The following is a 24899-nucleotide window of genomic DNA, read 5'->3' on the forward strand; positions in this document are numbered from 1 at the left end:
GCGGCCTTCTCTTGAGGGGGAAGTCATAAACAATTGAAATTTTTCGGTTTCTTCGCTGTCCAAAGGACTGGCGAAGCGTGTCTGGTCATGAAGGAAACATTGGAAATGCGGGCGACTGGTGGGGTTCATAGAAGGTCATTTAAGGCGAGCACGGGACTTGCCGTCATTCTGGCGGCGATGACGTCGCAAGCATTCGGGCAGGAGCAGAAAGCGGCTGACGACGAAGCCGGCGTTGCGCTGAAGACGATCACCATTCGCCGCGCGAACGACACACAAGTGCCGACCTCGGTCACGGCGCCCGTGGGCAAGGTGAACCGCGAAGAGATCAATCGTTTCGGTGGCGCGAAACTGGACGATGTGCTGCGCGGAACCGCAGGCGTCTTCACCCTCCAGAGTGGCTCCAATCCGGGCGTGGCGGTCAATATCCGTGGCTTTGAAGGCTCCGGCCGCGTCAACATGATGATCGACGGCGTGCCGCAGAGCTATCGCAACACCGCGCATGACGCGCAGGGCTATGCCTATATCGACCCCAATCTGCTGTCTGAAATTGACGTGGCGCGCGGCGCTGTTACGACCGAAGGCGGTACTGCGCTTGCCGGCAGTGTGAATTTCCGCACGCTCGGCGTGGACGATGTCATTCTCGACGGCAAGGACAAGGGCGTTCTGGGACGTGCTTCCTGGGGCAGCAACGGCACCGGATTCTCCGAAATGCTGGCGGGCGCGGCACGCGTCAATTCGATCGGGCTTGTCGCGGCCATCAGCCGCCACGATTCCAACGACTACAAGAACGGCGACGGCGTGACTGTCGAGAAGACCGGCGAGGAACTGACTTCCGGCTTGTTCAAGGCCGAGTTCGGCCTTGGCGAAGACCAGAAGCTGACGCTTGGCGGCGTTCTCTACAACAACCACTATGGCACATATGCTGCGGGCTATCGTCCGGGAACCTATACGATCTACGATATGTTCCTGCAGAACCGCACGTTCTTCGCACAGTATAACTACAACCCGTCCGACAACGATCTCATCGGCATCGACGTCAACCTCTACCACAACAGCACATTGCAGAACTGGGTGGATGGTAATGGCGGCTTCGTCGGGCGGCAGGTCTCGGCCGAAACCACCGGCATGACCGCCTCGAACACGTCGCGCTTCACCTTTGGCGATGTGGCGGTTGCATGGAAGAACGGCTTTGAAATCAACCGCGACAATGCGGGCGGCACCAAGACGGGCGTCAACCCGACAGATGCCACATCCAATCGTGGTGCGGTCTTCTCGGAAGCGACCTGGAATTATCAGGCGCTGCAAGTCGTTACAGGCCTTCGCTATGATTACTTCAAGCTCGAAAGCGAAGACAGTTCGATCTCGAACAGCGACAGCGAGTTCAGCCCCAAGGTCACAGTCGCCTACAACGTAACCGACTGGTTGCAGCCCTACATTACCTATGCGCATTCCATGCGTTCGCCGACCCTGCAGGAAACCTTCCTTGGCGGCATCGCCCATGCCGGAACCGCGGGGCTGCATGGAAACCCCAATCTCCGTCCTGAAAAGCAGCGCGGCTGGGAATTCGGCGTCAATATCGCTCGCGATGGCATCCTGACCGCAGAAGACGGCCTGCGCATCAAGGCCAACTATTACATGATGCGGGTTGAGGACTATATCACCGCCTCCAGCACCAACAGCCAGTTCATCAATGTTGACGGCACGTCCGATGTGAAGGGCTTCGAACTCGATGCCCGTTACGATGCCGGCTTCGCGTTCGGTGGCATTGCCTATACGCACTCCACTTCCGAACTGCCTGAGCAGACGGCGGGGCTTGGCGCCAACCAGTATCTGCCGGAAGATGTGGTGACTGTTACCGCCGGCGCGCGCTTCTTCGAACGCAAGCTTGAAAGCGGCCTGCGTGTCCAGCACGTTTCAAGCGGGCGGACCATCAGCGGCAGCGATACCGATCCCTACACGCTGGTGGACGTGTTCGCGAAGTACAAGTTCACCGATACGGTCGATCTTTCGCTTCAGGTGCTCAACATTGCCGACAAGGAATATACCCCCGCGCTGAGCACCTATGGCTCCGGTCGCGGGCGCACCTTCCTCGTCTCGACACAGTTCCAGTTCTAGAACTGCGGGAGGCGTTCCCGCCTCCCGTTTAAGATCGTCACATCTGCTAAGGCCGACCAACCTGACCGCGGCGGCCTTCTGATCCCGAGATGTGACGCGGCGAGTGCAGCCCTACCGCTGCACTCGCCGAAAACTATATAGTTAGAGCATTCCGCTTCGCACTTTTCGGGATGCGCTACAGCCAGTCCCAAACCTGATGGAAAAGGATCAGCAATGTTCATAGCCATGAATCGCTTCAAGGTTCGCGTCGGCAGCGAGGCCGATTTCGAGACCGTCTGGAAGAATCGTGACTCCAGATTGTCGGAACTTCCCGGCTTCGAAGGCTTTCATCTGCTTCGCGGCGCGACCAACGAAGAAGAAGGCTACACGCTTTATGCTTCGCACACGGTCTGGCGCGATCGCGAGGATTTCGTCGCGTGGACCAAATCCGAACAATTCCGCGATGCGCATCGCAATGCCGGGGATAACAAGCCGCTCTATCTCGGTCCCCCGCAGTTCGAAGGCTTCAGCGCCGTGCTTGGCTCGTGATGCCGCAGGCCGCTGCCTATCCACAAGGTGCGGCGAAATGGCGCATAATGTCCTGGCGGCGCATTTCCCGCGCCGCTATGGCAAACGCAGTTGCCAATTGTCCTTTAAAGATGGGTAGTTAACTCATATTTAGAATGATTCTAAGCTATTGATTTTTAGAACATTTCAAAAACATAAAAATTGACAGAACTGAACCCGAACGGCCATAACCTGACTTAATTGGGTGGGTTTTATAAACACCGCTTAAGTAACGCCTTTAATGTTCGGGCCTTTAACCCTTGCAGTTGGAGGAACCATTGACCGGTTCAGTTCGGCCTTGCGCCATGAGTGAAATAAAGCTGCCAGATTTTCTGCGCAGCCACACAGTTGAAGTACAGTTTGAGCCGGTAAAGTCCCTCCCTTCGGTGCTTTTCGCATCCGACTTTTTCTGCGCGCGCTTGGGAGATAGTTCCTCATGCTAGTGTGCAGCTGCAATGTTATTACCGATAAGGACATCGAAGCCGTCGTTATCGAGCTTCTCGATCAGGATTGCTGGCAACTTATCGTTCCCGGCACCGTCTATAACATCATGTCCAAGCGCGGCCGTTGCTGTGGCTGCTTCCCAAACGTCGTGGAAACGATCATAAGGGTGACTGAAGAGTATCATCTTCGTCATAACCAAATGGACGAAAACGTGATCCAGTTCATGGATCGTGTACGTTCTCTACGCGACAAATTCGGGAGTTCATGGAATGAAAGGCGAACCAAAGGTCATCGAGCGGCTTAACGAGGCACTTTTCCTCGAGCTTGGCGCTGTAAACCAGTATTGGCTTCACTACCGCCTCCTCAACGACTGGGGCTTCACGCGTCTTGCCAAGAAGGAACGTGAAGAGTCTATCGAAGAAATGCATCACGCCGACAAGCTGATTGACCGCATTATCTTCCTGGAAGGTTTTCCAAACCTGCAGACCGTAGCTCCGCTGCGCATCGGCCAGAACGTCAAGGAAGTTCTGGAAGCCGATCTTGCAGGCGAATACGACGCCCGCGCTTCCTACAAGAAGTCCCGCGAAATCTGCGACGAACTCGGCGACTATGTTTCCAAGCAGCTTTTCGATGAGCTTCTGGCCGATGAGGAAGGTCACATCGACTTCCTCGAAACCCAGCTCGACCTTCTCGCCAAGATTGGCGAAGAGCGTTACGGCCAGTTGAACGCGGCTCCGGCTGATCAGGCCGAGTAAGCCAACCTCACCAAGTATCAAGAAGCCGGAGCCCTGCGCTCCGGCTTTTTTTGTCATCTCAACTTTACCGTTGCCCCTTTATCGTGATATTGCGCGCGCAATTTCCGATATTTGCAAGGTTCTCCCAATGAGCGCACCGCGCGTCAGTTTCGTTTCCCTTGGCTGCCCGAAGGCGCTTGTCGATTCCGAACGCATCATCACCAGCCTTCGCTCCGAAGGTTATGAAATCTCCCGCAAGCATGACGGCGCCGATCTGGTGATCGTCAATACCTGCGGCTTTCTCGATTCCGCGCGCGATGAATCGCTGGATGCCATCGGCCTTGCCCTCAACGAAAATGGCAAGGTGATCGTGACCGGCTGCCTGGGCGCAGAGCCCGAGGTCATCCGCCAGCGCCACCCGAACGTGCTCGCCATCACCGGCCCGCAGGCCTATGAAAGCGTGATGAGCGCGGTGCATGAAGCGGCCCCTCCCGCGCACGACCCGTTTGTCGATCTGGTGCCCCCGCAGGGCGTGAAGCTGACCCCGCGCCATTACGCCTACCTGAAAATCTCCGAGGGCTGCTCGAACCGCTGTTCGTTCTGCATCATTCCGGCGCTGCGCGGCGATCTCGTCTCGCGCCCGATTGATCAGGTGCTGCGCGAAGCGGAAAAGCTGGTTAATGCAGGCGTGAAGGAAATCCTCGTCATCTCGCAGGATACGAGCGCCTACGGCCTCGACATCAAATATCAGGAAGCCATGTGGCAGGACCGCACGGTTCGCACCAAGTTCCTCGATCTCTCGCGTGAATTGGGCGAGATGGGCGTATGGGTGCGCATGCATTATGTCTACCCCTACCCGCATGTCGATGAAGTCATTCCACTGATGGCGGAAGGCAAGATCCTGCCTTATCTGGATATTCCGTTCCAGCACGCCTCGCCTGCGGTGCTGAAGAATATGCGCCGTCCCGCACATCAGGAAAAGACGTCGCGCCGCATTCAGGCCTGGCGTGAAACCTGCCCTGATCTGGCCGTGCGTTCCACTTTCATCGTCGGCTATCCGGGTGAAACCGAAGAAGATTTCCAGATGCTGCTCGACTGGCTCGACGAAGCCAAGATCGAACGCGCCGGCTGCTTCAAATATGAGCCGGTCAAGGGTGCGAAGGCCAATGACCTCGGTCTGGAGCAGGTACCGGAAGAGATCAAGGAAGCTCGCTGGCATCGTTTCATGGCCAAGCAGCAGCAGATTTCGACCAATCTCCTCAAGAAGAAGGTCGGCAAGCGCCTGCCGGTCATCATCGACGAGTCGAACGGAACGGTTGCCAAGGGCCGCACGCGCTACGATGCTCCGGAAATCGACGGCAGCGTTCACATCCAGTCGCGCCGCCCGCTTCGCGTGGGCGACATCGTGACGGTAAAGATCGAAGCGAGCGACGCCTACGATCTTCACGGCATGGCGGTCTGATGGCGGCGGATGCGGCCATAAAGATCAGAAAGGCAGCCTCGGCTGACGTGGCGGCGATTGTCGCCATGCTGGCCGATGATGCGCTGGGCGCAAAGCGTGAAGATGCGAGCCTTCCCTTGCGGGATTCCTATCGCAGCGCCTTTGCAGCCATCGACGCCGACCCCAACCAGCTTCTGGCTGTCGTGGAGCAGGAAGGCGAGATCATCGGCTGCATGCAGGTCAGCTTCATACCCGGCCTGTCGCGGATGGGCATGTGGCGCGGCCAGATCGAAAGCGTCCGGATTGCGAGCCGCATTCGCGGCGGTGGAATCGGTCGTCAGATGATCGAGTGGGCGATCGAACGGTGCCGCGAACGCGGCTGCCGCCTGGTGCAACTGACAACAGACAAATCACGTGCCGACGCATTGCGTTTCTATCGGTCCCTTGGCTTCATCGACAGCCATGAAGGACTTAAGCTATCGCTTTAACAGACGGCTTCAATACAATGTAAGAAAATAAAAAGGGCGCTTTGAGCGCCCTTCTTTTTGATCGTGGTGAAAACTCACTGCGGCAGCTTGTCGTCCACGCCAGCGACGTAGAAGTTGAGGCCCAGCAGGGTCTTGTCGTCAGCCTGTTCGCCTTCTTTCAGCCAGACGGAGCCGTCCTGCTTCTTGATCGGACCGGTGAAAGGCTTCAGTTCGCCGGACTTGATCTTGGCTTCGGTTTCTTCCGCCAGTTTCTTCACGTCGTCCGGCATGTTGGTATAAGGCGCCATCTTCACGAGGCCTTCCTTCATGCCCCACCAGATGTTCTGGCTTTTCCACGTACCATCGAGAACTGCCTTGGCGCGGTCGATATAGTAAGGACCCCACTCATCCACAACCGCGGTAAGCTGCGTGTCGGGCGCGAACTTGATCATGTCCGAAGCCTGACCGAAAGCCTTGATGCCGCGATCATGCGCGACCTGAATGGCAGCGGTGGAATCGGTGTGCTGGGTGATGATGTCCACACCCTGATCGATCAGAGCCTTGGCCGCATCAGCTTCCTTGCCCGGATCGAACCAGGAATTGGCCCAGATCACCTTGACCTTGAAGTCAGGATTGACTGACTGCGCGCCGAGCATGAACGCGTTGATGCCCTGCACCACTTCCGGCACCGGCACGGAAGCGATGTATCCGGCCACGCCCTTGGTGGACATCTTGGCGGCGATCACGCCCTGCACGTAACGGCCTTCATAGAAGCGCGCATTATAGGCCGACATGTTGTCGGCGGTCTTGTAGCCGGTCGCGTGTTCAAATTTCACATCCGGGAACTTCTTCGCGACCTTGAGCGTCGGGTCCATGTAGCCGAACGAGGTGGTGAAGATCAGCTTGTTGCCCGCACGCGCCAGACGCTCGATCGAACGTTCGGCATCAGCACCTTCCGGCACGTTTTCCAGGAAGGTGGTTTCGATCTTGTCGCCAAGCGCTTCAACAAGCTCCTTGCGGGCCTGATCGTGCTGATAGGTCCAGCCGAAATCGCCCGGAGGTCCGATATAGATGAAGCCGATCTTCAGTTTATCTTCTGCATGCGCCGCGCCGCCGAGCATAAAGCTCGTCGCGGTGGCTATAGCCAAAAGCGTCTTTTTCATGATCCCTGCACTCCTTGTTTGCACCCACTAACCAGAACGAAAATCCTTGGGAGTGATTTTCGTCTACCCCTCAACCGTTGGCTTTACCTGTCCGGCACGAAGGGCTTGCCGAGCGAAGCCGGCGTATTCATCATCGTCAGGCGCTTGTTGCGCGAAATGATGACCAGCACCACAATCGTCGCAAGATAAGGCAGCGCGGACAGAAACTGCGATGGCAGGCCAAAGCCCAGCGCCTGCGCGTGGAGCTGGCCAATCGTCACCGCGCCAAACAGATAAGCGCCGATCAGCACCCGCCAAGGTCGCCACGAAGCGAAGACGACGAGGGCAAGCGCGATCCAGCCACGACCGGCAGTCATGTTTTCCACCCATTGCGGTACATAGACGAGCGAAAGCTGCGCGCCCGCCAGACCGGCGCAGGCACCCCCGAACAGCACCGCCAGATAGCGCGTGCGCACCACATGCACGCCGAGCGAATGGGCGGAGCCGTGGCTGTCGCCGATGGCGCGCAGGGTAAGGCCAGCCCGTGTACGGAACAGAAACCACGCCACGCCGATAACCAGCAGGATGGACATATAGAAGATCGGGTCCTGACCAAAGAGGAACCGACCGACAAGCGGGATATCGGTCAGATAGGGAATATGAACGGCTTCTAGCCGGACGCCGGGAAGCCCGACAAAACTTTCGCCGAGCAGGGCCGACGCGCCGACGCCGAGGATTGTGAGCGCCAGCCCGGTCGCCACCTGATTGGTGACCAGTATGAGCGTCAGAAAGCCAAAGACGGCGGAGAAGAGAGCGCCCACCAGAACGGCGGCAAACAATCCCAGCCATGCCGAACCGGTCATCTGTGCGATGGCGAAGCCGGACACCGCACCCATCAGCATCATGCCCTCGACACCGAGGTTGAGCACGCCGGAGCGCTCCACCACCAGCTCACCGATGGCCGCGATAAGGAGAGGCGTCGCAGCCGTTGCAATTGTCAGGAGAATAGCCTGTGTCAAATCCATGGGATCAGGCCTTTCCCGCTCGGGCTGCGGATATGAAGCGAATGCGATAGAGGATCAGCGTATCGCAAGCGAGAACGAAGAACAGGATCATGCCCTGAAACACGCGTGCTGACTTTTCCGAGATGCCTATGGAAACCTGTGCCGCTTCGCCGCCAAGATAGGAAAGCGCCAGCACCAGACCGGCCGCGATCGCCCCCAGCGGGTTAAGACGTCCGAGAAAGGCGACGATAATTGCCGTGAAGCCATAGCCCGGGGAAATGACGGGGCGAAGCTGGCCGATGGCGCCCGAAGTTTCCGCAATGCCGGCAAGACCGGCAAGTGCGCCGGAAACCGCAAAGACGAAGAACACCATCCTGCCTGCGCTGAAACCCGCAAAACGCCCTGCCCTCGGGCTTTGGCCGATGACCTTGACCTCGAAGCCCTTCAGCGTGTGCTTGAGCAGAAACCAGACGACCACCGCCGCCACAAGCGCGAACATGAAACCCCAGTGGGCACGGCCCGATGCACTCCAGATTTCCGGCAGAATGGCGCTATCGTTGAACTGGCGGGTTTCGGGGAAGTTATAGCCTTCCGGGTTGCGCCACGGGCCGCGCACCAGCCAGTCGAGAAACAGTTGCGCGACATAGACAAGCATGAGGCTGGTCAGAATTTCGTTCGTGTTGAAGCGCACTTTCAGCAAGGCGGGAATGGACGCATAAGCCATCCCGCCTGCCATGCCCATCAGCATCATCAAGGGCAGAACCACCCATGACTGCAGATCGGGGAACATGACGGGCAGCACCGAGCCCGCGATGGCACCGGCAATGAACTGCCCCTCGGCACCGATATTCCAGTTGTTGGACAGGAAACAGATGCATAGCCCCACCGCGATCAGGATCAGCGGCGCGGCTTTCACGAGTAATTCATGCCACGACCAGATGTCGAACAAGGGCTCCACGAAGAAGACATAGAGCGCATGCAGCGGGTCCTTGCCCATCAGCGCAAAAGCGAGACCGCCGAAAACCAGCGTCAATGTCAGCGCAAGCAACGGCGACAAGGCGCTGAAAAGTTTTGAGGGTTGCGAGCGTTTGACGAGTTCGATCCGCATCATGCAGCCTCTCCAGAAACACCGCCCATCAGGAGGCCGATCTTTTCCAGCGTCACATCGGCAATCGGCATTGGATCGGAAAGCTGGCCGTGGTTCATGACCGCGATCCGGTCGCTGATTTCAAGAAGTTCATCAAGGTCCTGGCTGATAACGAGAACTGCGGAACCGGAACGCGCAAGATCGACGAGCGCCTGACGAATATGCGCCGCAGCACCGGCATCGACGCCCCATGTCGGCTGGTTCACCACCATGACAGACGGTGAACGGTCAAGCTCGCGCCCGATGATGAATTTTTGCAGATTACCGCCGGAAAGTGCGGATGCTGGTGGATTTTCAGCGCTCTTGCGCACATCCATCCGTTCGATGATGCGCTTTGCAGCCGACCGAAGCGCGCTCTCCGCGATCAGCCTGAGTTTGCCGCCGCGCAGGAACATTTTCGCGTCGGTCCTGTACCGCGACAAGAACAGATTGTCGGTCAATGTCATGGTCGGAACGGCACCGTGTCCAAGCCGTTCTTCGGGCACGAAGGCCGCGCCCATCATGCGCCTTTCGCTAATGCCTGCCTTGCCAGCATCCTTACCGCGAATACGCACATTCGAGGCGCTGGACTGCAACACTTCACCGGAAACGGCCTCGAAAAATTCACCCTGCCCGTTGCCCGCAACGCCTGCAATGCCAACGACTTCGCCAGCGGCAACCGAAAGCGAAATATTTTTCAGCGCCGTCGAAAACGGTCCACGCGGCGGCTGCGACAGCGACCTGATTTCTAAAAGCGCATCGTCACCCGCATTTTGCGCCGCAATGGGAGTGCGCGCCACGACGTTGATGTCGTTTCCAACCATCATGCGGGCAAGCGAGGCAGCGGTTTCCTTGCGCGGATCGCAATGCGCGACGACCTTGCCATGCCGCAACACCGTCGCGCGGTCACAAAGGCGCTTCACTTCCTCCAGACGGTGGCTGATATAAAGGATCGACTTGCCTTCGGCTTTCAGCCGCTCCAGCGTTTCAAACAGCTTGTCGGCTTCCTGCGGCGTCAGCACCGATGTCGGCTCATCCAGAATGATCAGGTCGGGTTCCTGAAGGAGACAGCGCACAATCTCGATGCGCTGGCGTTCGCCAACCGACAGGTCGCCGACATGCGCTTGCGGATCGACAGGAAGGCCATAGGTCTTGCCGACCTCACGCGCACGTTTTGCAACCTCCGAAAGCGGAAGCGAACGGTCCAGCGACAAGGCGATGTTTTCAGCGGCGGTAAGTGAATCAAATAGGGAAAAATGCTGGAAAACCATGCCGATGCCGAGTTTTCTTGCAGCGGCAGGTTCGTCTATCGCGACAGGCTGCCCTTTCCAGACGATTTCGCCTTCAAGGGGTTGCAGGGCGCCGAACAGCATTTTCACGAAGGTGGACTTTCCCGCGCCATTTTCGCCCAGGAGCGCGTGAATCTCGCCTTCCCCGATGGTGAGATCGACACCATCACAGGCCCGCAGCTGACCAAATACTTTCGTGAGCCGGCGGACATCAAGAAGAGGCCGGTCGGTTAAAGGCGCTGTCATTGTTCCCCATTTGTATTTTTGAGCGACCTTAGCCAGCAAGTCTGCTCTTGAAAAGCCCAAAAGCAAGCAGCGGTGGACATATGCACACCGCCGCGATCATCAGTCAGTTCAGGGAAGCAGAATGGTCGTTCCTGTGGTCTTGCGGGCTTCCAGATCCTCATGCGCCCTTGCCGCATCCTTGAGCGCATAGGTCTGGTTGATCTCGATCTTGACGGCGCCGGTTCCCACCACATCGAAAAGCTCTGCCGCCGTCTTTTCGAGGTCGGCCCGCTTGGCGATGTAATTGAACAGGGTCGGTCGCGTGGCGAAGAGCGATCCCTTCTGGGCCAGAATGCCCAGATCGAACGGCGGAATGACACCGGAGGACTGGCCGAAGCAGGCAAACATGCCAAGTGGCTTCAACACATCCAGTGAGCCCATATAGGTATCGCGTCCAACGGAATCATAAACCACATCGACGCCCGCTCCGTCCGTCAGCTCCTTCACCTTTTCGGCGAAGTTTTCAGTGCGGTAATTGATGACGTGGTCGTAGCCGTGCTTTCTGGCGAGCGCGATCTTTTCTTCCGATCCTGCCGTGCCGATGACGGTAGCCCCGAGGTGCTTCGCCCATTGCCCGGCAATGAGCCCCACACCACCGGCAGCAGCATGGAAAAGGATCGTCTGTCCCGGCTCGACCCTGAACGTGCGCCGCAGAAGATACTGCGCCGTCATGCCTTTCAGCATCATCGAGGCGGCGGTCTTCAGATCGACATTATCGGGAACCCTGACCAGCCGTTCGGCTGGCAGAATGCGCTCGTCTGCATAGGAGCCCGGTGTGGCGACATAGGCAACACGATCGCCAACGCGAACATCGCTCACGCCCGGACCAACCGCCACGACCGTGCCCGCACCTTCATTTCCAGGCGTGAACGGCATCTGCGCCGCCTTGTAAAGCCCCGTGCGGAAATAGACATCGATGAAGTTGAGACCGACGGCTTCATGGCGCACCTTCGCTTCGCCCGGACCGGGTTCACCGATCTCGATCTGCTCATACTTCATGACGTCCGGACCACCGGTCTGGTGGACGCGAATGGCATTGATCATGGTGCTTCTCCGCTCTTCTGCTTCTTTTCGACAACCTTTCTGGCCTTCGCAAGTGCCGCTTCACGGCCCAGACTCGGGAAAAGCTGCATGATCGCCCCGATGAAATAGATGTAAAGCCCTGTCACGGAAACGCCGACGCGGACCCACAACGGCGCATCCAGAGTATAATAGAGCGCAGCCGCGCCAAAGGCACACCAGAGCAGGAAAACAGTCAGGTTGAGCGGGCGCAGGCGCACGACGCGCACCGGATGCAGGAAGTTGATCGGCAGGAACGAAAGGATTGCCGACACGACGACAGTCGCAAATGCGACCCACTCGCCCGGCCTGACGATGAAAAGCGTAAAGACGACCATGTTCCAGACGACCGGGAAACCCTTGAAGAAGTTTTCCTTCGTCTTCATGCCGGTATCGGCATAATAGATCGCGCTCGAAACCACGATTATGGCACCGGATATGAACGACAGATAGGTGCCCATGAACCCGCTTTGATAAAGCGCGAAGGCAGGTATCAGAACATAGGTGACATAATCGATGATGTTGTCGAGAAGCTCGCCGGACCAGTTCGGAAGAACATATTTCACCTCGAGCTTGCGCGCGATGGGTCCATCGATGCCATCGACGAAAAGCGCCAGCCCCAGCCACCACCACATTGCCGTGTAGCGCCCGTCGCTGGCCGCCACGATGGAAAGGAATGCCAGAAACGAACCCGATGCCGTCAGAAGGTGAACCGAAAACGCCTTGGCTTGCGGCGCGGTGACTTTCTTGGCTTTGAGTTTTCCGGTCAGTTTGGTTTTCACGCCGTCCGCCATTTCAGTTTGTCGCCGCGCTTATCCCGCCCAAGACAATCCCCGAGGCGGCGAGTATATTTAATCTATCGGGGAACGCGTACACTACACAAACTGACATCCCCAAAACTAATGATCATCGAAACCTTTTCCCTCGGGAAAAAGCCATGATCCTGCAGCAGCTTTCCCTGAATAAGCGCAAAAGAGCAAGTAAGGCGTGAGGCAAATCCGCCATAATCCCACGGAAGAATGGCCTTTTGGCTGTATTTCGGTTTAAGTGCGGCTGGAATCATCAGACGATGCACGAGGCCCGCAATGTCGGGCCGGGGATGAAACACGATGAACGATCTTGTTGTGAACAAGCCACTCACCGACATTGTCATCAGCGGCAGCGGACCCGCCGGCATGATGGCTGCGCTGGCGCTCGGCGCGAAAGGCTATCGCACCGTCCTGCTCGGACCGGAGACCGACAAGGGAGACCGTCGCACGACAGCGCTCATGATGCCGGCCATCAGATTGCTGGAGGGACTGGGCGTCTGGCCGGGTATCGAGCCGGAAGCAGCAGCCCTCGCCTCCATGCGCATCGTGGATGCGACACGGCGGCTTGTGAGAAGCCCCGTCGTGACCTTCCGCGCCGGTGAAATCGACGAGGCCGCGTTCGGCTACAACATCCCCAATGCCGTATTGAACGAGAAACTTTCTGAAGCCGTCGCACGCAATCCGAATATTCAACGCATCAATGCACCCGTCATCGAATATCGCCACAATGGCGACCACGTGACCGTCACCCTGTCGGGCGGCGACACGCTGCATACGCGGCTGGTCGTTGCAGCCGATGGACGCAATTCGATGGCTCGCGAAGCCGCCGGCATCCGCACACGCCGCTGGAGCTATCCGCAGACGGCCGTTGTGCTTTCCTTTTCACACACTGTCGATCATGAAAACATTTCGACGGAGTTCCACACCGAGGAAGGCCCTTTCACCCAGGTTCCCCTCAAAGGCAAACGCTCGAGCCTTGTCTGGGTTGTGAATCCGGGTCGCGCCGAAGCGCTTCTTGCACTTGATGACGCCACGCTCGCCAGGCGCATCGAGGACATGATGCAATCCATGCTCGGCAAGATCGAACTCGAAATAAAGCCGCAGGCCTGGCCGCTTTCCGGCCTCGTGCCTCATGTTTTTGCAGCCAGACGCACGATTCTTATCGGCGAAGCCGCGCACGTTTTTCCGCCAATCGGCGCACAAGGCCTCAATCTGGGATCGCGCGATGTCGAAACGCTGGTCAAGGCCGTAGAAAGCGATCCGGCAGATCCCGGTTCGGATCGGGTCATTCGCGCTTATGACCGCGCGAGACGCCCGGATATTCTGGCCCGCACCGGCTCCGTCGATGCACTCAATCGTTCGCTTTTGTCCGGCATGCTTCCGGCGCAGATCGTGCGCGGCGTGGGCCTGGAAATGCTTCGCTCCTTTGCGCCGCTGCGCGCGTTCTTCATGCGTGAAGGGCTTCGCCCCGGCAGCGGCTTCTCGCATCTTCTTCCGAAACTGCCGAGGCTTCCACACCGAGACGACGGAAAACGCTCCAGCTAACCTGATTTTCGGACCACCTGACACATCAAACTGACAGAATTGCCGGTCGCTGCCGACTTTAATTTGTCGCGCGGTGAACTAAATAATGTTGCATGGGTATGACACAGATAAAGCACGCGAAATTCCAGATCGGCCAGGTGGTCAAGCACCGGCTATTCCCCTTCCGCGGGGTCATCTTCGACGTGGATCCAGAATTCGCGAATACGGAAGAATGGTATGAATCCATTCCCGAGGAAGCGCGCCCGCATCGCGATCAGCCATTCTATCATCTGCTCGCTGAAAACGCGGAATCCGAATATGTCGCCTACGTTTCGGAACAGAACCTCGTGCCGGATTTGAGCGGCGAGCCCCTGCGCCATCCGCAGATAGAAGAAATGTTCGACCGGCTGGATAACGGTTCATATCGCGTAAAAGCGCAGCACTCGAACTAGGGCGCGTTTCGATCCAATGAATGGAACCGGCGCTCTAATCTCTTTTATTTGAAATATAATCATTAAGATAGAAGCGTCTTTTAAAGCGATAGTTGAAAAGAAAAGGGGCGCTCGAAGCGCCCCTTTCTCGTGACAGACTGGATGCAGCTTAGTTTGCTGCGCCCTTTGCCTTGTCCTGTTCAGCCTTCATCTTGGCTTCAAAGTCTTTCTGCTTCTTCTGGACGGCGTCCTGAAGTTCCTTCTGGCGTTCTTCCAGTTCCGACTGCTTGAGAGCCGGGCCAGTCAGAGCGCCGGAGAAGCCGGTGAGTGCAACCGGAATCGGGTTCGGCTTGTTCTGATAGTTGACCGAAGTCAGGGTCAGCTTGCCGCCCTTCTTGAGCGCGTTGATGAGATCGTCGGTCAGCGGAGCTTCGGCGATGCAGCGATCCGGGAAGCAGATGCCGTATTCAAGCTTGACCGGCTTGTTGTTGTCGATCTGGAGGCCGACACCAGCAGGAATCAGACGGCCGATAGGAACGGTCACCTGAAAGATCTTGCGGTTGATCTTGCCCTTGATCTCGATGAGGTTGACGGCGGTCAGGAGCTGGCCGGAATCCGCGGTGACGATGTTCTGCGTGTTGCAGATGTCATTGTCTTCCTGCTTCGAGCAGACCTTGAACCAGCCCTGTGGCGGCTGCTGCGCCGATGCAGGCATCGTCGCGGAGGCAAGCAGGGCGAACGCGCCAGCAATGGCAGATGCGGCAGCGATTGTCTTCGTGCTGGACATGATCAACAGGTTCCTTTCAACACTCTGATCTATAGTTCCCGTTCTGTAGTTAAGTCAGCGATAGACCGTCACTGATTTGAAAATGCGGCAACAGCGTGACCTTGAGGGTTTTAGCCCCCATTCAGGCCCTATCCGGGCCCAATCCGGAGCCGTGTTACAACGACTAGGGGCATGAATCCAGATGAGTTTCGACATTCCATGCTCGGAATCCGCCAAAATCTTTGTTTTAGCTCCTACTGTCACGCGGCGGACACGCCCTAATTCCGCACTTAATGTACGATCATGCTAGTTTTCGGTTCCGAATCGGCGCTTCCCGGCGGCGACCATCAAACTTGTTTACAATGGACGATTGAAGTTGAACGGATTGATTGCCTATCTCCGCAAAGCGGTTCTTGCGAGCTTTACCGGAGCGGTTGTCGCCGCAATGCCGGTGCAGGCGGTAGCGGAAACCCAGCCGGACTACGCGCTCTCCATGCATGGAGACGTGGCGCTACCAGCCGACTTCACCCATTTTCCTTACGCAAATGCCGACGCACCGAAGGGCGGCGCGCTCACAATGGGCGTTGTCGGCACTTTCGACAGTCTCAATCCATTTGTGCTGAAAAGCATGCGTACAACGGCGCGCGGCCTGTTTCTTGACAGCGATCTGGGAAATCTGGTTTTCGAACCATTGATGCAGCGTTCGCGAAACGAACCTTTTACGCTCTATCCTCTCCTTGCGGAGAAAGTCTCTACCGATCCGGATCGCAAATGGGTCGAGTTCACGTTGAACCCGAAAGCGAGATGGTCTGACGGCCAACCGGTGACGGTGGACGATGTGCTCTTCACCTACGACATCCTGACGGAAAAGGGACGCCCTCCCTACAATAACCGGATGAGCCGTGTCGAAAAGATCGAGAAGACGGGCGAACGCTCCGTTCGCTTCACCTTCAACGACAAGTCGGACCGTGAGTTTCCCATGCTTATCGCGTCCGTTATGCCCGTGCTGCCAAGGCACGCCATCGATCGCGAAACTTTTGGCAATTCGTCCCTTAAACCACCTGTTGGCAGCGGCCCGTACCTTGTTTCCGGCGTGCAGCCCGGCCAGCGGATCGTCTACAAGCGCAACCCTGATTATTGGGGCAAGGATTTACCCTCCCAGCGCGGCCTCAACAATTTCGACACTTTGACAGTCGAATATTATCGCAACGAAACTTCCCTTTTCGAGTCCTTCAAGAAGGGGTTGCTCGACGTCTTTATCGAAGCAAACCCGACCCGCTGGCAAAAGCTCTATGATTTCCCGGCGGTCAAACAGGGACGGGTTATCAAGGACAACTTTGAAAAAGGCACGCCAGCCAATCTGCTGGGATTCGTGTTCAATACGCGCCGCCCGATCTTCGCCGATCGGCGCATCCGGCAGGCGCTGGGGCTGCTGTTCGACTTTGAATGGGCCAACCGCAATCTCTTTGCCGATCAGTACCGGCGCACGCAGAGTTACTGGGAAGGATCGGAGCTTTCTTCGGTGGGCAAACCTGCAGACGACCGCGAGAAGCAATTGCTTGCGCCTTTCCCCGACGCTGTTCGCGAGGATGTCATGAATGGCACATGGCATCCGCCGGTAACGGACGGCAGCGGCCATGATCGCACGCCTGCAAAGAAGGCCTATGATCTGCTGACGGAGGCAGGCTTCCAGTTTGAACACGGTCTTGCGGTCGATCCTTCGGGCAAACCGCTCACGTTCGAAATCATGACGCGCTCGCCCGACGAAGAAAAGGTCGCGCTTGCTTACAAGCGCAATCTCGCGCGACTCGGCATTACGGCAGAAATCCGCACCGCAGATGATGCCCAGTATCAGCAACGCCTGCAAACGTTCGACTACGACATGATCCTCGGCGCGCTGACCGGTTCGCTTTCGCCCGGCAATGAACAATGGATGCGCTGGGGTGCGGCCTCGCGGGATGTGCAGGGAAGCTTCAACTATCCCGGTGTTGCCGATCCGGCGGTCGATGCGATGATCGAAGCGCTTCTGGCCGCAAGGACCCGTGCAGATTTCGTCAGTGCGGTCCGCGCGCTTGATCGTGTGCTTATCTCCGGCGACTATTACGTTCCGCTCTACTACCTGCCCTATCAATGGGTGGCCCGGTGGGACCGCATCGAACATCCGCAGAAGACTTCGCTCTACGGTTATCAACTGCCGACATGGTGGCGCGCAAAACAATGACCGGGCTTTAACGTCAGTGTAATTCGCCCTACATCCACCCAATATATGATGAGTATTCAACGGGAGGCCGAGCCTCCGGTTCCTGCACGGAGATTGAACCATGGCCGCCAGAAAGATAACTATCGATGTGGTCTCGGACGTCGTCTGCCCATGGTGCTTTCTGGGGCGCAAGCGCCTCGAGGCGGCTCTTGCCATGGTGCCGGATGTGGAGGCGGAAGTGCGCTGGCGTCCCTTCCAGTTGGACCCTACCCTGCCGCCACAAGGCAAGGATCGCCAGGCCTATATGCGGGAGAAATTCGGCACAGGCGGAAAGATCGATGACATCCACAAACAGTTGACCGAGCTTGGCGAGGAAAACGGCATCGTCTTCGATTTCGACGCCATCGCCCGCGCGCCGAATACGCTCGACGCACATCGCGTCATCCATTGGGCGGCACAGGCTGCACCCGATACGCAGGATCGGATGGTCGGCCTGTTGTTTTCGCTCTATTTCGAGCAGGGACAGGATATTGGCGACCATGAAGTGCTGGTTGATGCGGCGGCAAGCGTCGGCATGGACGCGGCAGTAGTCGCCCGGCTTCTCCAAAGCGATGCCGACAAGGCGACAATTCGCGAGGAGATAGATACGGCCAGCCGCATTGGTGTGCGCGGCGTGCCCCTGTTTCATCATCGACCAGAAATACGCCGTCATGGGCGCACAGACGGCCGATGTTCTTGCCGACGCCATCCGCCAGACGGCGGAAGGTTTTGAACCGGGTATTGCCGAGGATCGCTGAAAGAAAAGCTATAAAATAGCCCGCGCTCCATCTGGACGCGCGGGCTTTTTCTTTGAATAATTGAATGCCTACATGCTCTGATCGGACACGCGAACCAGAGTCCCAGCATGGCTGCTTGGCAAATTCATATTCCATATATTCGCCACCGTCCGTGCCCTTGATGACAACGATCTTATTGCCATTGGCAGCATCTTTGTATTCGGCCTGCAGCTTCTGACGTTCCAGCGTCGCCATATCTGGCATCACAGGCCATTCAACGTCAGCGAGTGGAACTTCCTTGCTTGTCTTTTTTGGCTCCGGGTCAGCTTCCATGTCGAGGCCTTCAAAGATGACTGTCTTGGCGGTCTGAGCTTCCTGAATCGCAATGTTATGGCTGAAACGCGTGACAAAATTCTCGATACCTTCAACCTTGCAGTTGAGTGTGGTCAGAGCAAAAGCCGATTGAGAAGCCAACACAAGTGCACCCGCAGTGCAGAAAATGCGCAAAGCATTCTTTAGCATCAAAGTTCTCTCCGTTCTAAAATCTCGGGACCAACAGGCGGCTCCGAACCCTCAATTTTTATCCCCGTGTGCCTCAGCCGCCTGTAGCAATTTTTGCGAGCTGAGTCATGATGACTGCCGAGCCGTTGAGGCGCTTCTCCGGTGTTGCCCAGTCGCGGATGAAAACAATGCTCTGATCTGGCCTGATCTTGGCCATAGAACCCTGTTCCCCGATCATTTTCACAAGCCCGACGGGATTTGCAAAAGTGGCATTGCGGAACTGGATGACCACGCCCTTCGGACCGGCGTCGAGCTTCTCGACATTCGCACGGCGGCAGAGCGCCTTGATGTAAACGATCTTGAGCAGATGCTGCACTTCTTCGGGCATCGGGCCAAAACGGTCGATAAGTTCCGCACCAAAGGCATCGATATCCTGCGGCTCTTCCAGATCGGCAAGGCGACGATAAAGGCCGAGGCGGAGCTGAAGATCGGGCACATAGGCTTCCGGAATCATTACCGCCGTGCCGATCGCGATCTGCGGCGACCACTGGCTGTCTTCAACCTCGATTGTGCCCTTGAGTGTCGCCACGGCTTCTTCCAGCATTTGCTGGTAGAGCTCGAAACCGACTTCCTTGATATGGCCGGATTGTTCCTCGCCGAGCAGATTGCCTGCCCCGCGAATATCCATGTCGTGGCTTGCAAGCTGGAAGCCCGCGCCCAGCGTGTCGAGCGACTGCAGAACCTTGAGGCGGCGTTCCGCCATCTGCGTCAGCATCTTGCCCGCAGGGAGCGTGAACAGCGCGAAGGCGCGTTGCTTGGAGCGACCGACACGACCCCGCAACTGGTAGAGCTGCGCCAAGCCGAACATATCGGCGCGATGCACGATCATCGTGTTGGCCGTCGGAATATCGAGGCCGGATTCCACGATGGTCGTGGACAGAAGCACATCATATTGGCCGTCATAGAAGGCGTTCATGATGTCATCCAGCACGCCCGGCGCCATCTGGCCGTGGGCTACGGCGACTTTTAGCTCAGGCACATGGGTTTTCAGGAATTCTTCGATCTCGCCAAGATCGGAAATACGCGGGCAGACATAGAAGCTCTGGCCGCCGCGATAGCGTTCGCGCAACAGCGTTTCGCGAATGACGAGCGGATCGAACGGCGACACGAAGGTGCGGACTGCCATGCGATCGACCGGCGGCGTGGTGATGAGCGAGAGTTCGCGCACCCCGGTCAGCGCAAGCTGCAAGGTGCGCGGGATCGGCGTGGCGGACAATGTCAGCACATGCACATCCGACTTCAGCTCTTTCAGCCGTTCCTTGTGCTTGACGCCGAAATGCTGCTCCTCGTCGATGATGAGCAGTCCGAGATTCTTGAACTTGATGGAGTTGCCGAGCAGCGCATGGGTGCCGACGACGATATCGACGGTTCCATCCTCCAGCCCCTTCTTGGCAGCCGCAAGCTCCTTCGTCCCCACGAGCCGCGATGCATGCGCGACGTTGATGGGCAGACCGTGGAAACGTTTCGAGAAGGTCTTGAAATGCTGGCGAGACAGAAGCGTCGTCGGCACGACGACCGCAACCTGAACGCCGCTCATCGCCGCAATGAAGGCAGCGCGCAGCGCCACTTCTGTCTTGCCGAAACCGACATCGCCGCAAATCAGGCGATCCATCGGCTTGCCAGCAGCCAGATCGTCCGCGACGGATTCAATGGCCGTCAACTGATCGTCGGTCTCATCATACGGAAAGCGAGCTGCAAACTCCGCATAGAGACCATCGGGCGGCGTCATGACCGGCGCGCCGCGCATCTGGCGTTCGGCAGCGATCTGGATCAGCTGACCGGCAATCTCAAGCAGGCGTTTCTTGAGCTTCGCCTTGCGCATCTGCCATGCGCCGCCGCCAAGTTTGTCGAGAACCGCATCCGAGCCTTCCGAACCATAGCGCGACAGAAGCTCGATATTTTCAACCGGCAGGAACAGCCGGTCGTCGCCTGCATAATGGATTTCAAGGCAGTCATGCGGCGCACCTGCCGCCGTGATCGTCTTGAGGCCAATGAAGCGACCGATACCGTGATCGACGTGGACGACAATGTCGCCAGCGCTGAGTGAGGCAACCTCCGAGATAAAGTCCTGATCCCGCTTGCGGCGCTTGGAGCGGCGGATGAGGCGGTCGCCCAGAATATCCTGCTCGGCCACGATGACGAGATCGCCCGCATCGAAGCCGCTCTCGACGGCCAGCACCGCCGCCGTCACCTTGTCGCGGGACAGCGCCTTGACGGTAGAAAGCCTGTCGACGGATTCGATCTTTTCCAGCCCATGTTCGTCGAGCACCTGCAAAAGACGGTCGAGCGAGCCTTCGGTCCAGGCAGCAACCAGCACCTTCTTGCCCGACGCCCGCAGTTCGGCAATATGCTTCACCACCGCCTCGAACAGGTTCACATCGGTGGCGGCGCGCTCCTCGGCAAAGCTGCGGCCCTTATGCACATCGGCATGAACAATCGTCCGACCCGTAACTTCCGGCGCACCGAACGGCGTCAGGTCGATGCGCATGCCCCCGGCTTCCGCGTGCTTCTCGACCTCTGATGGCGTGAGATAAAGCGTTTCCGGCTTCACCGGCTTGTAAGGCACGGCGTCACTGCCCGGTTCCTTGCCTTCAGCCTGCCTCAGCCGCGCCTCGTAATGATCGACAACCATGGTGTGGCGTTCGGTCAGCGCCTCATGGACAAGATGATCGAAGACCACCGGCATATCGTCCGCATGATCGAATACGGTGTCGAGCCTGTCATAGAACAGCGGCAGCCAGTGTTCCATCCCGGCAAAGCGGCGGCCTTCGCTGATAGCCTGATAGAGCGCGTCATCGCGCTGCGGCGCACCGAACATCGCGACGTAATTCTTGCGGAAACGGCTGATCATGTCAGGCGAGAGCGTAATTTCGCTCATCGGCTGAAGCACGAATTCCTTCCGCGTGCCGGTGGTGCGCTGCGAGGCCGGATCGAAAGCGCGAATCGTCTCCAGCGTATCCCCGAAGAAATCGAGCCTGAGCGGCTCTTCCGCGCCCGGCGCATAAAGATCGAGAATACCGCCACGCACCGCAAATTCGCCGATGTCGCGCACGGTGGAAACGCGCTCGAAGCCGTTGCGCTCCAACCGGGATGCCAGATCGTTCATGTCCAGCTGGTTGCCGGGGCGCGCAGAAATCACCTGCTCGGCAATTGCAGCCTGTGGCGGCAGTTTTTGCAGCACGGCATTGGCTGTGGTCAGAATGATTGCCGGATGCGGCGCTTTCCTGAGCGCGGCCAGGGCGCCAAGCGCTGTGAGCCTGCGCGCGGCGGCGTCCGCTCCCGGCGACACGCGATCATAAGGCAGGCAATCCCATGCAGGCAGATGCAGTACCGGCATGTCCGGCGCCACGAAACTCAAGACCTGTTCCAGATCCGCAATGCGCTGCCCGTCGCGCACGATATACATGATCGGCCCGCGTTCGCCGATCTCTTCCACCAGACGGATAAGACAGAACGCCTCATAACCGTCGGCGACGCCGTCGATCACGATATGACGATTTGCCCCGGATGCGCTGGAGGACTTGAGACCTAGTTTGCTGAAAACGGGCATGAGAACCTTGAACTCAGAATTCTATGCGGTCGCGGAAAGCGACAATATCGCGAAACAGCGGCGTGTCGTAGTCTGCGGGGATCGGGCTCTCGCCCGTCACCCATTTGAGAAGATCGCGGTCGAGCACTTCGAGAATATGCTCGAACTCATCAAGCTGCGGATCGGTGAAGCCCACAATATACGCGTCCGCATATTGTCCAAGGATCAGATCCATCTCGCGCATACCGCGATGCCACGCGCGAAACAGAAGCTTGCGGCGCCGTACATCCAGATTTTCCGTCGCCAATGTGCTGCCAGTCATCCTTGGTAAGCTCCAGTCAGTTCCAAATTGCTGCTGGTATATAGCATCTGCGCCGCAAACGGGAACCCGTTTATCCAACAGGAACAAAAAGAGCACAGAAAGATTGCACGCCGCCCTTGCACGGCAGCCAGAAGCAGTTAATGCTCCCGCCATGCGTCCATCCGTTCTCGACCCATTTTTCGCCTCCGTTCGTTCGCTTTCAGGCATTGGCCCGAAGGTCGCCGCCCTGCTTGGCAAACTGCTCGGCACCGACATACCGGGCGCGGAGCCGAAAGTCGGCCAGCTTCTGTTTCTGGCGCCGCATAGCGTGATCGACCGGCGCAACCGCCCCGGCATCGTTAACGCGCCTGAAGGCGCAATCGTCACGCTGGAAGTAACGGTAGACCAGCACCAGCCAGCGCCGCCCGGACGCGGCAATGTTCCGCATCGCGTCTTCGCGCATGACGATACCGGCGAAATCGCGCTGACCTTCTTCCATGCACAATTGCCATGGTTGCAAAAAATGCTGCCCGAAGGCGAGACCGTCATCGTGTCTGGGAAGGTGGAATGGTTCAACGGCCGCGCCTCCATGGTCCATCCGGACTACATTGCGAGCCTGGAAGATGCGGCCAATTTGCCGATGGTCGAGCCGGTTTACCCGCTGACGGCTGGCCTGTCGCCGAAGACGCTGGCGCGCGCCGTCAAGGAAGCTTTGAGCCGTGTTCCAACAATGCCGGAATGGGTCGACGCTCCCCTGCTGGCGCGGGAGCGCTTTACCAGTTTCCAGCAATCGCTCAATACGCTTCATCTGCCGGAAGACCCCTCCGATATTGGGCTTGAAAGTATTTCGCGACGCAGGCTCGCCTATGACGAGTTTCTCGCCGGACAACTGGCGCTCGCCCTTGTTCGCGCCAAGACCCGACGTCTTTCCGGTCGCCCATTGGAAGGAACAGGACGCATCGTCGCCGAAATCATGCGCCACCTGCCCTATCGCTTGACGAAGGGGCAGGATCAGGCCGTTCGCGAGATCATCACAGACCTCAAATCGCCTGAACGCATGTTGCGGCTTTTGCAGGGTGATGTCGGCTCGGGCAAGACGGTGGTGGGGCTGCTTTCCATGGCGCATGCCGCTGAATCCGGTGGTCAATCCGCGCTGATGGCGCCAACGGAAGTTCTCGCCCGCCAGCATTTTGCGACTATTGCGCCGCTTGCGGAGAAAGCGGGATTGAAGGCCCGCGCTCCTGACCGGCCGTGAAAAAGGACGCGACCGGAATGCAGTGCTTGAAGGATTGAAAAGCGGCGAGATCGATATTGTGATCGGCACGCACGCGCTTTTTCAGGAAAAGGTCGAGTACCACGACCTCGTCCTGGTCATCATTGATGAACAGCATCGCTTCGGCGTGCATCAGCGCCTGATGCTGACGGCCAAGGGTTCGGCACCGGATATGCTGGTCATGACAGCGACCCCCATTCCGCGCACCCTTGTGCTTACCGCCTTTGGCGATATGGACGTTTCGAAACTGACCGAGAAGCCAGCCGGACGCCAGCCGATCACAACGGCTATCGTGCCGATGGAGCGCATGGGCGAACTTGTCGAGCGCATCCGAAAGGCTGTCGGAGAAGGACAGAAAATCTACTGGATCTGCCCGCTGGTCGAAGAATCCGAAGTCGTTGAACTGACATCAGCGGAAGAACGCTTTGAAAGCCTCAAACCCGTCTTTGGAGACCGCATCGGCCTTATCCATGGCCGCATGAACGGTGCTGAAAAAGACGAGGCCATGCGGGCGTTCAAACAGGGCGAAACCCGTGTTCTGGTTGCCACCACAGTGATCGAAGTCGGCGTGGATGTGCCCGATGCCACGATCATCGTCATCGAGCATGCAGAACGGTTCGGTCTGTCGCAATTGCATCAGCTGCGCGGGCGTGTGGGGCGCGGCGACAAACCTTCGACCTGCCTGCTGCTTTACAAGGGGCCGCTCGGTGAAATCGCGCAAGCCCGGCTGAAAGTGATGCGTGAGACGGAAGACGGTTTTCGCATCGCCGAGGAAGACTTGAAACTGCGTGGCGAAGGTGAACTGCTTGGCACGCGGCAGTCCGGAACGCCGGGTTTCCGCCTGGCTTCCATCGAAGCGCATGGCGATCTTCTGGAAATCGCCCGCAAGGACGCGCGTTACATTCTGACGAGCGATCCAGACCTGGAATCCGAACGCGGACAGGCGCTGCGGATATTGCTCTATCTCTTTGGGCGTGACGAAGCGATCAGGCTCCTGCGGGCGGGATAATAATCTCGCCCCTTAGCCTGAGGTGCGGAGCGAAGCGATGCCTCACCCTTCGAGACGGTGCTGCGCAC

The 24899-nt window shown here is 58.0% G+C and carries 18 protein-coding genes and 2 pseudogenes; 11 read left to right on the top strand and 9 right to left on the bottom strand.

Annotated elements, in window-relative coordinates:
* The first annotated feature begins 105 nt into the window (after positions 1 to 105).
* From OINT_RS15830 to OINT_RS15855, 6 genes are all read left to right on the top strand, one after another.
* On the top strand, positions 106 to 2115 hold the full coding sequence (locus tag OINT_RS15830) for a TonB-dependent receptor domain-containing protein (protein ID WP_235691676.1): 2010 nt from the start codon (positions 106 to 108) through the stop codon (positions 2113 to 2115).
* Positions 2116 to 2328: 213 nt separating this feature from the next.
* Positions 2329 to 2643, top strand: coding sequence for an antibiotic biosynthesis monooxygenase family protein (locus tag OINT_RS15835; protein WP_006468894.1), 315 nt, complete (start codon positions 2329 to 2331; stop codon positions 2641 to 2643).
* A gap of 454 nt (positions 2644 to 3097) precedes the next feature.
* A complete protein-coding gene (locus OINT_RS23070) occupies positions 3098 to 3409 on the top strand; it encodes a (2Fe-2S)-binding protein (RefSeq protein WP_006468895.1) in 312 nt (103 codons plus the stop codon).
* Positions 3375 to 3860, top strand: coding sequence for a bacterioferritin (gene bfr / locus OINT_RS15845; RefSeq protein ID WP_006468896.1), 486 nt, complete (start codon positions 3375 to 3377; stop codon positions 3858 to 3860). The genes OINT_RS23070 and bfr overlap by 35 nt, the downstream gene beginning before the upstream one ends.
* 127 nt (positions 3861 to 3987) lie before the next feature.
* Entirely contained in the window at positions 3988 to 5301 is a 1314-nt protein-coding gene (gene rimO / locus OINT_RS15850; RefSeq protein WP_006471364.1) for a 30S ribosomal protein S12 methylthiotransferase RimO, read from the top strand.
* Positions 5301 to 5768, top strand: coding sequence for a GNAT family N-acetyltransferase (locus tag OINT_RS15855; RefSeq protein WP_006468898.1), 468 nt, complete (start codon positions 5301 to 5303; stop codon positions 5766 to 5768). Before rimO ends, OINT_RS15855 begins: the two co-directional genes overlap by 1 nt.
* A 74-nt stretch (positions 5769 to 5842) precedes the next feature.
* Here the strand turns inward: OINT_RS15855 and OINT_RS15860 are convergent, their stop codons facing one another.
* The 6 genes from OINT_RS15860 to pcsA form a co-directional block, all read right to left on the bottom strand.
* Positions 5843 to 6910 (bottom strand): BMP family ABC transporter substrate-binding protein, encoded by a 1068-nt coding sequence (locus tag OINT_RS15860; RefSeq protein ID WP_006471365.1) that lies wholly within the window; start codon positions 6908 to 6910, stop codon positions 5843 to 5845.
* An 83-nt stretch (positions 6911 to 6993) separates the two neighbouring features.
* A complete protein-coding gene (locus OINT_RS15865; RefSeq protein WP_006468900.1) occupies positions 6994 to 7914 on the bottom strand; it encodes an ABC transporter permease in 921 nt (306 codons plus the stop codon).
* Between the two features lie 4 nt (positions 7915 to 7918).
* Complete coding sequence (locus OINT_RS15870; protein ID WP_039853482.1) at positions 7919 to 9001, bottom strand: ABC transporter permease; 1083 nt, start codon at positions 8999 to 9001, stop codon at positions 7919 to 7921.
* On the bottom strand, positions 9001 to 10554 hold the full coding sequence (locus OINT_RS15875; RefSeq protein WP_031346383.1) for an ABC transporter ATP-binding protein: 1554 nt from the start codon (positions 10552 to 10554) through the stop codon (positions 9001 to 9003). Before OINT_RS15875 ends, OINT_RS15870 begins: the two co-directional genes overlap by 1 nt.
* A gap of 108 nt (positions 10555 to 10662) precedes the next feature.
* The gene (locus tag OINT_RS15880; RefSeq protein WP_006468903.1) at positions 10663 to 11637 is read right to left on the bottom strand and encodes a quinone oxidoreductase family protein; all 975 of its coding nucleotides are present in this window, start codon (positions 11635 to 11637) and stop codon (positions 10663 to 10665) included.
* Positions 11634 to 12446 carry a phosphatidylcholine synthase gene (gene pcsA, locus OINT_RS15885; RefSeq protein ID WP_006468904.1) on the bottom strand — a complete coding sequence of 271 codons (813 nt, stop codon included), beginning with the start codon at positions 12444 to 12446 and terminating at the stop codon, positions 11634 to 11636. The genes OINT_RS15880 and pcsA overlap by 4 nt, the downstream gene beginning before the upstream one ends.
* Before the next feature lie 315 nt (positions 12447 to 12761).
* On the opposite strand from pcsA, the gene OINT_RS15890 reads away from it, so the two are divergent.
* Together OINT_RS15890 and hspQ are read left to right on the top strand one after the other, a co-directional pair.
* A complete protein-coding gene (locus OINT_RS15890) occupies positions 12762 to 14006 on the top strand; it encodes a UbiH/UbiF family hydroxylase (protein WP_006468905.1) in 1245 nt (414 codons plus the stop codon).
* A gap of 92 nt (positions 14007 to 14098) precedes the next feature.
* The gene (gene hspQ, locus OINT_RS15895) at positions 14099 to 14437 is read left to right on the top strand and encodes a heat shock protein HspQ (RefSeq protein ID WP_006468906.1); all 339 of its coding nucleotides are present in this window, start codon (positions 14099 to 14101) and stop codon (positions 14435 to 14437) included.
* A gap of 148 nt (positions 14438 to 14585) precedes the next feature.
* On the opposite strand, the gene OINT_RS15900 is transcribed toward hspQ, so the two are convergent.
* A complete protein-coding gene (locus tag OINT_RS15900; protein ID WP_006471370.1) occupies positions 14586 to 15203 on the bottom strand; it encodes an invasion associated locus B family protein in 618 nt (205 codons plus the stop codon).
* Between the two features lie 349 nt (positions 15204 to 15552).
* On the opposite strand from OINT_RS15900, the gene OINT_RS15905 reads away from it, so the two are divergent.
* Both OINT_RS15905 and OINT_RS15910 read left to right on the top strand, forming a co-directional pair.
* Complete coding sequence (locus OINT_RS15905; protein ID WP_006468908.1) at positions 15553 to 17403, top strand: extracellular solute-binding protein; 1851 nt, start codon at positions 15553 to 15555, stop codon at positions 17401 to 17403.
* Between the two features lie 100 nt (positions 17404 to 17503).
* Positions 17504 to 18179 (top strand): annotated as a pseudogene (locus tag OINT_RS15910) (DsbA family oxidoreductase).
* 574 nt (positions 18180 to 18753) lie between these two features.
* Here the strand turns inward: OINT_RS15910 and mfd are convergent.
* Positions 18754 to 22269, bottom strand: coding sequence for a transcription-repair coupling factor (gene mfd / locus OINT_RS15915; protein WP_006468910.1), 3516 nt, complete (start codon positions 22267 to 22269; stop codon positions 18754 to 18756).
* Positions 22270 to 22282: 13 nt separating this feature from the next.
* Positions 22283 to 22570 carry an FAD assembly factor SdhE gene (locus OINT_RS15920; protein ID WP_006471374.1) on the bottom strand — a complete coding sequence of 96 codons (288 nt, stop codon included), beginning with the start codon at positions 22568 to 22570 and terminating at the stop codon, positions 22283 to 22285.
* A 151-nt stretch (positions 22571 to 22721) separates the two neighbouring features.
* On the opposite strand from OINT_RS15920, the pseudogene recG reads away from it, so the two are divergent.
* A pseudogene (recG, locus tag OINT_RS15925) lies at positions 22722 to 24831 on the top strand (ATP-dependent DNA helicase RecG).
* Positions 24832 to 24899 lie beyond the last annotated feature (68 nt).

This window comes from Brucella intermedia LMG 3301, assembly GCF_000182645.1.
Taxonomy (GTDB): Bacteria; Pseudomonadota; Alphaproteobacteria; order Rhizobiales; family Rhizobiaceae; genus Brucella; species Brucella intermedia.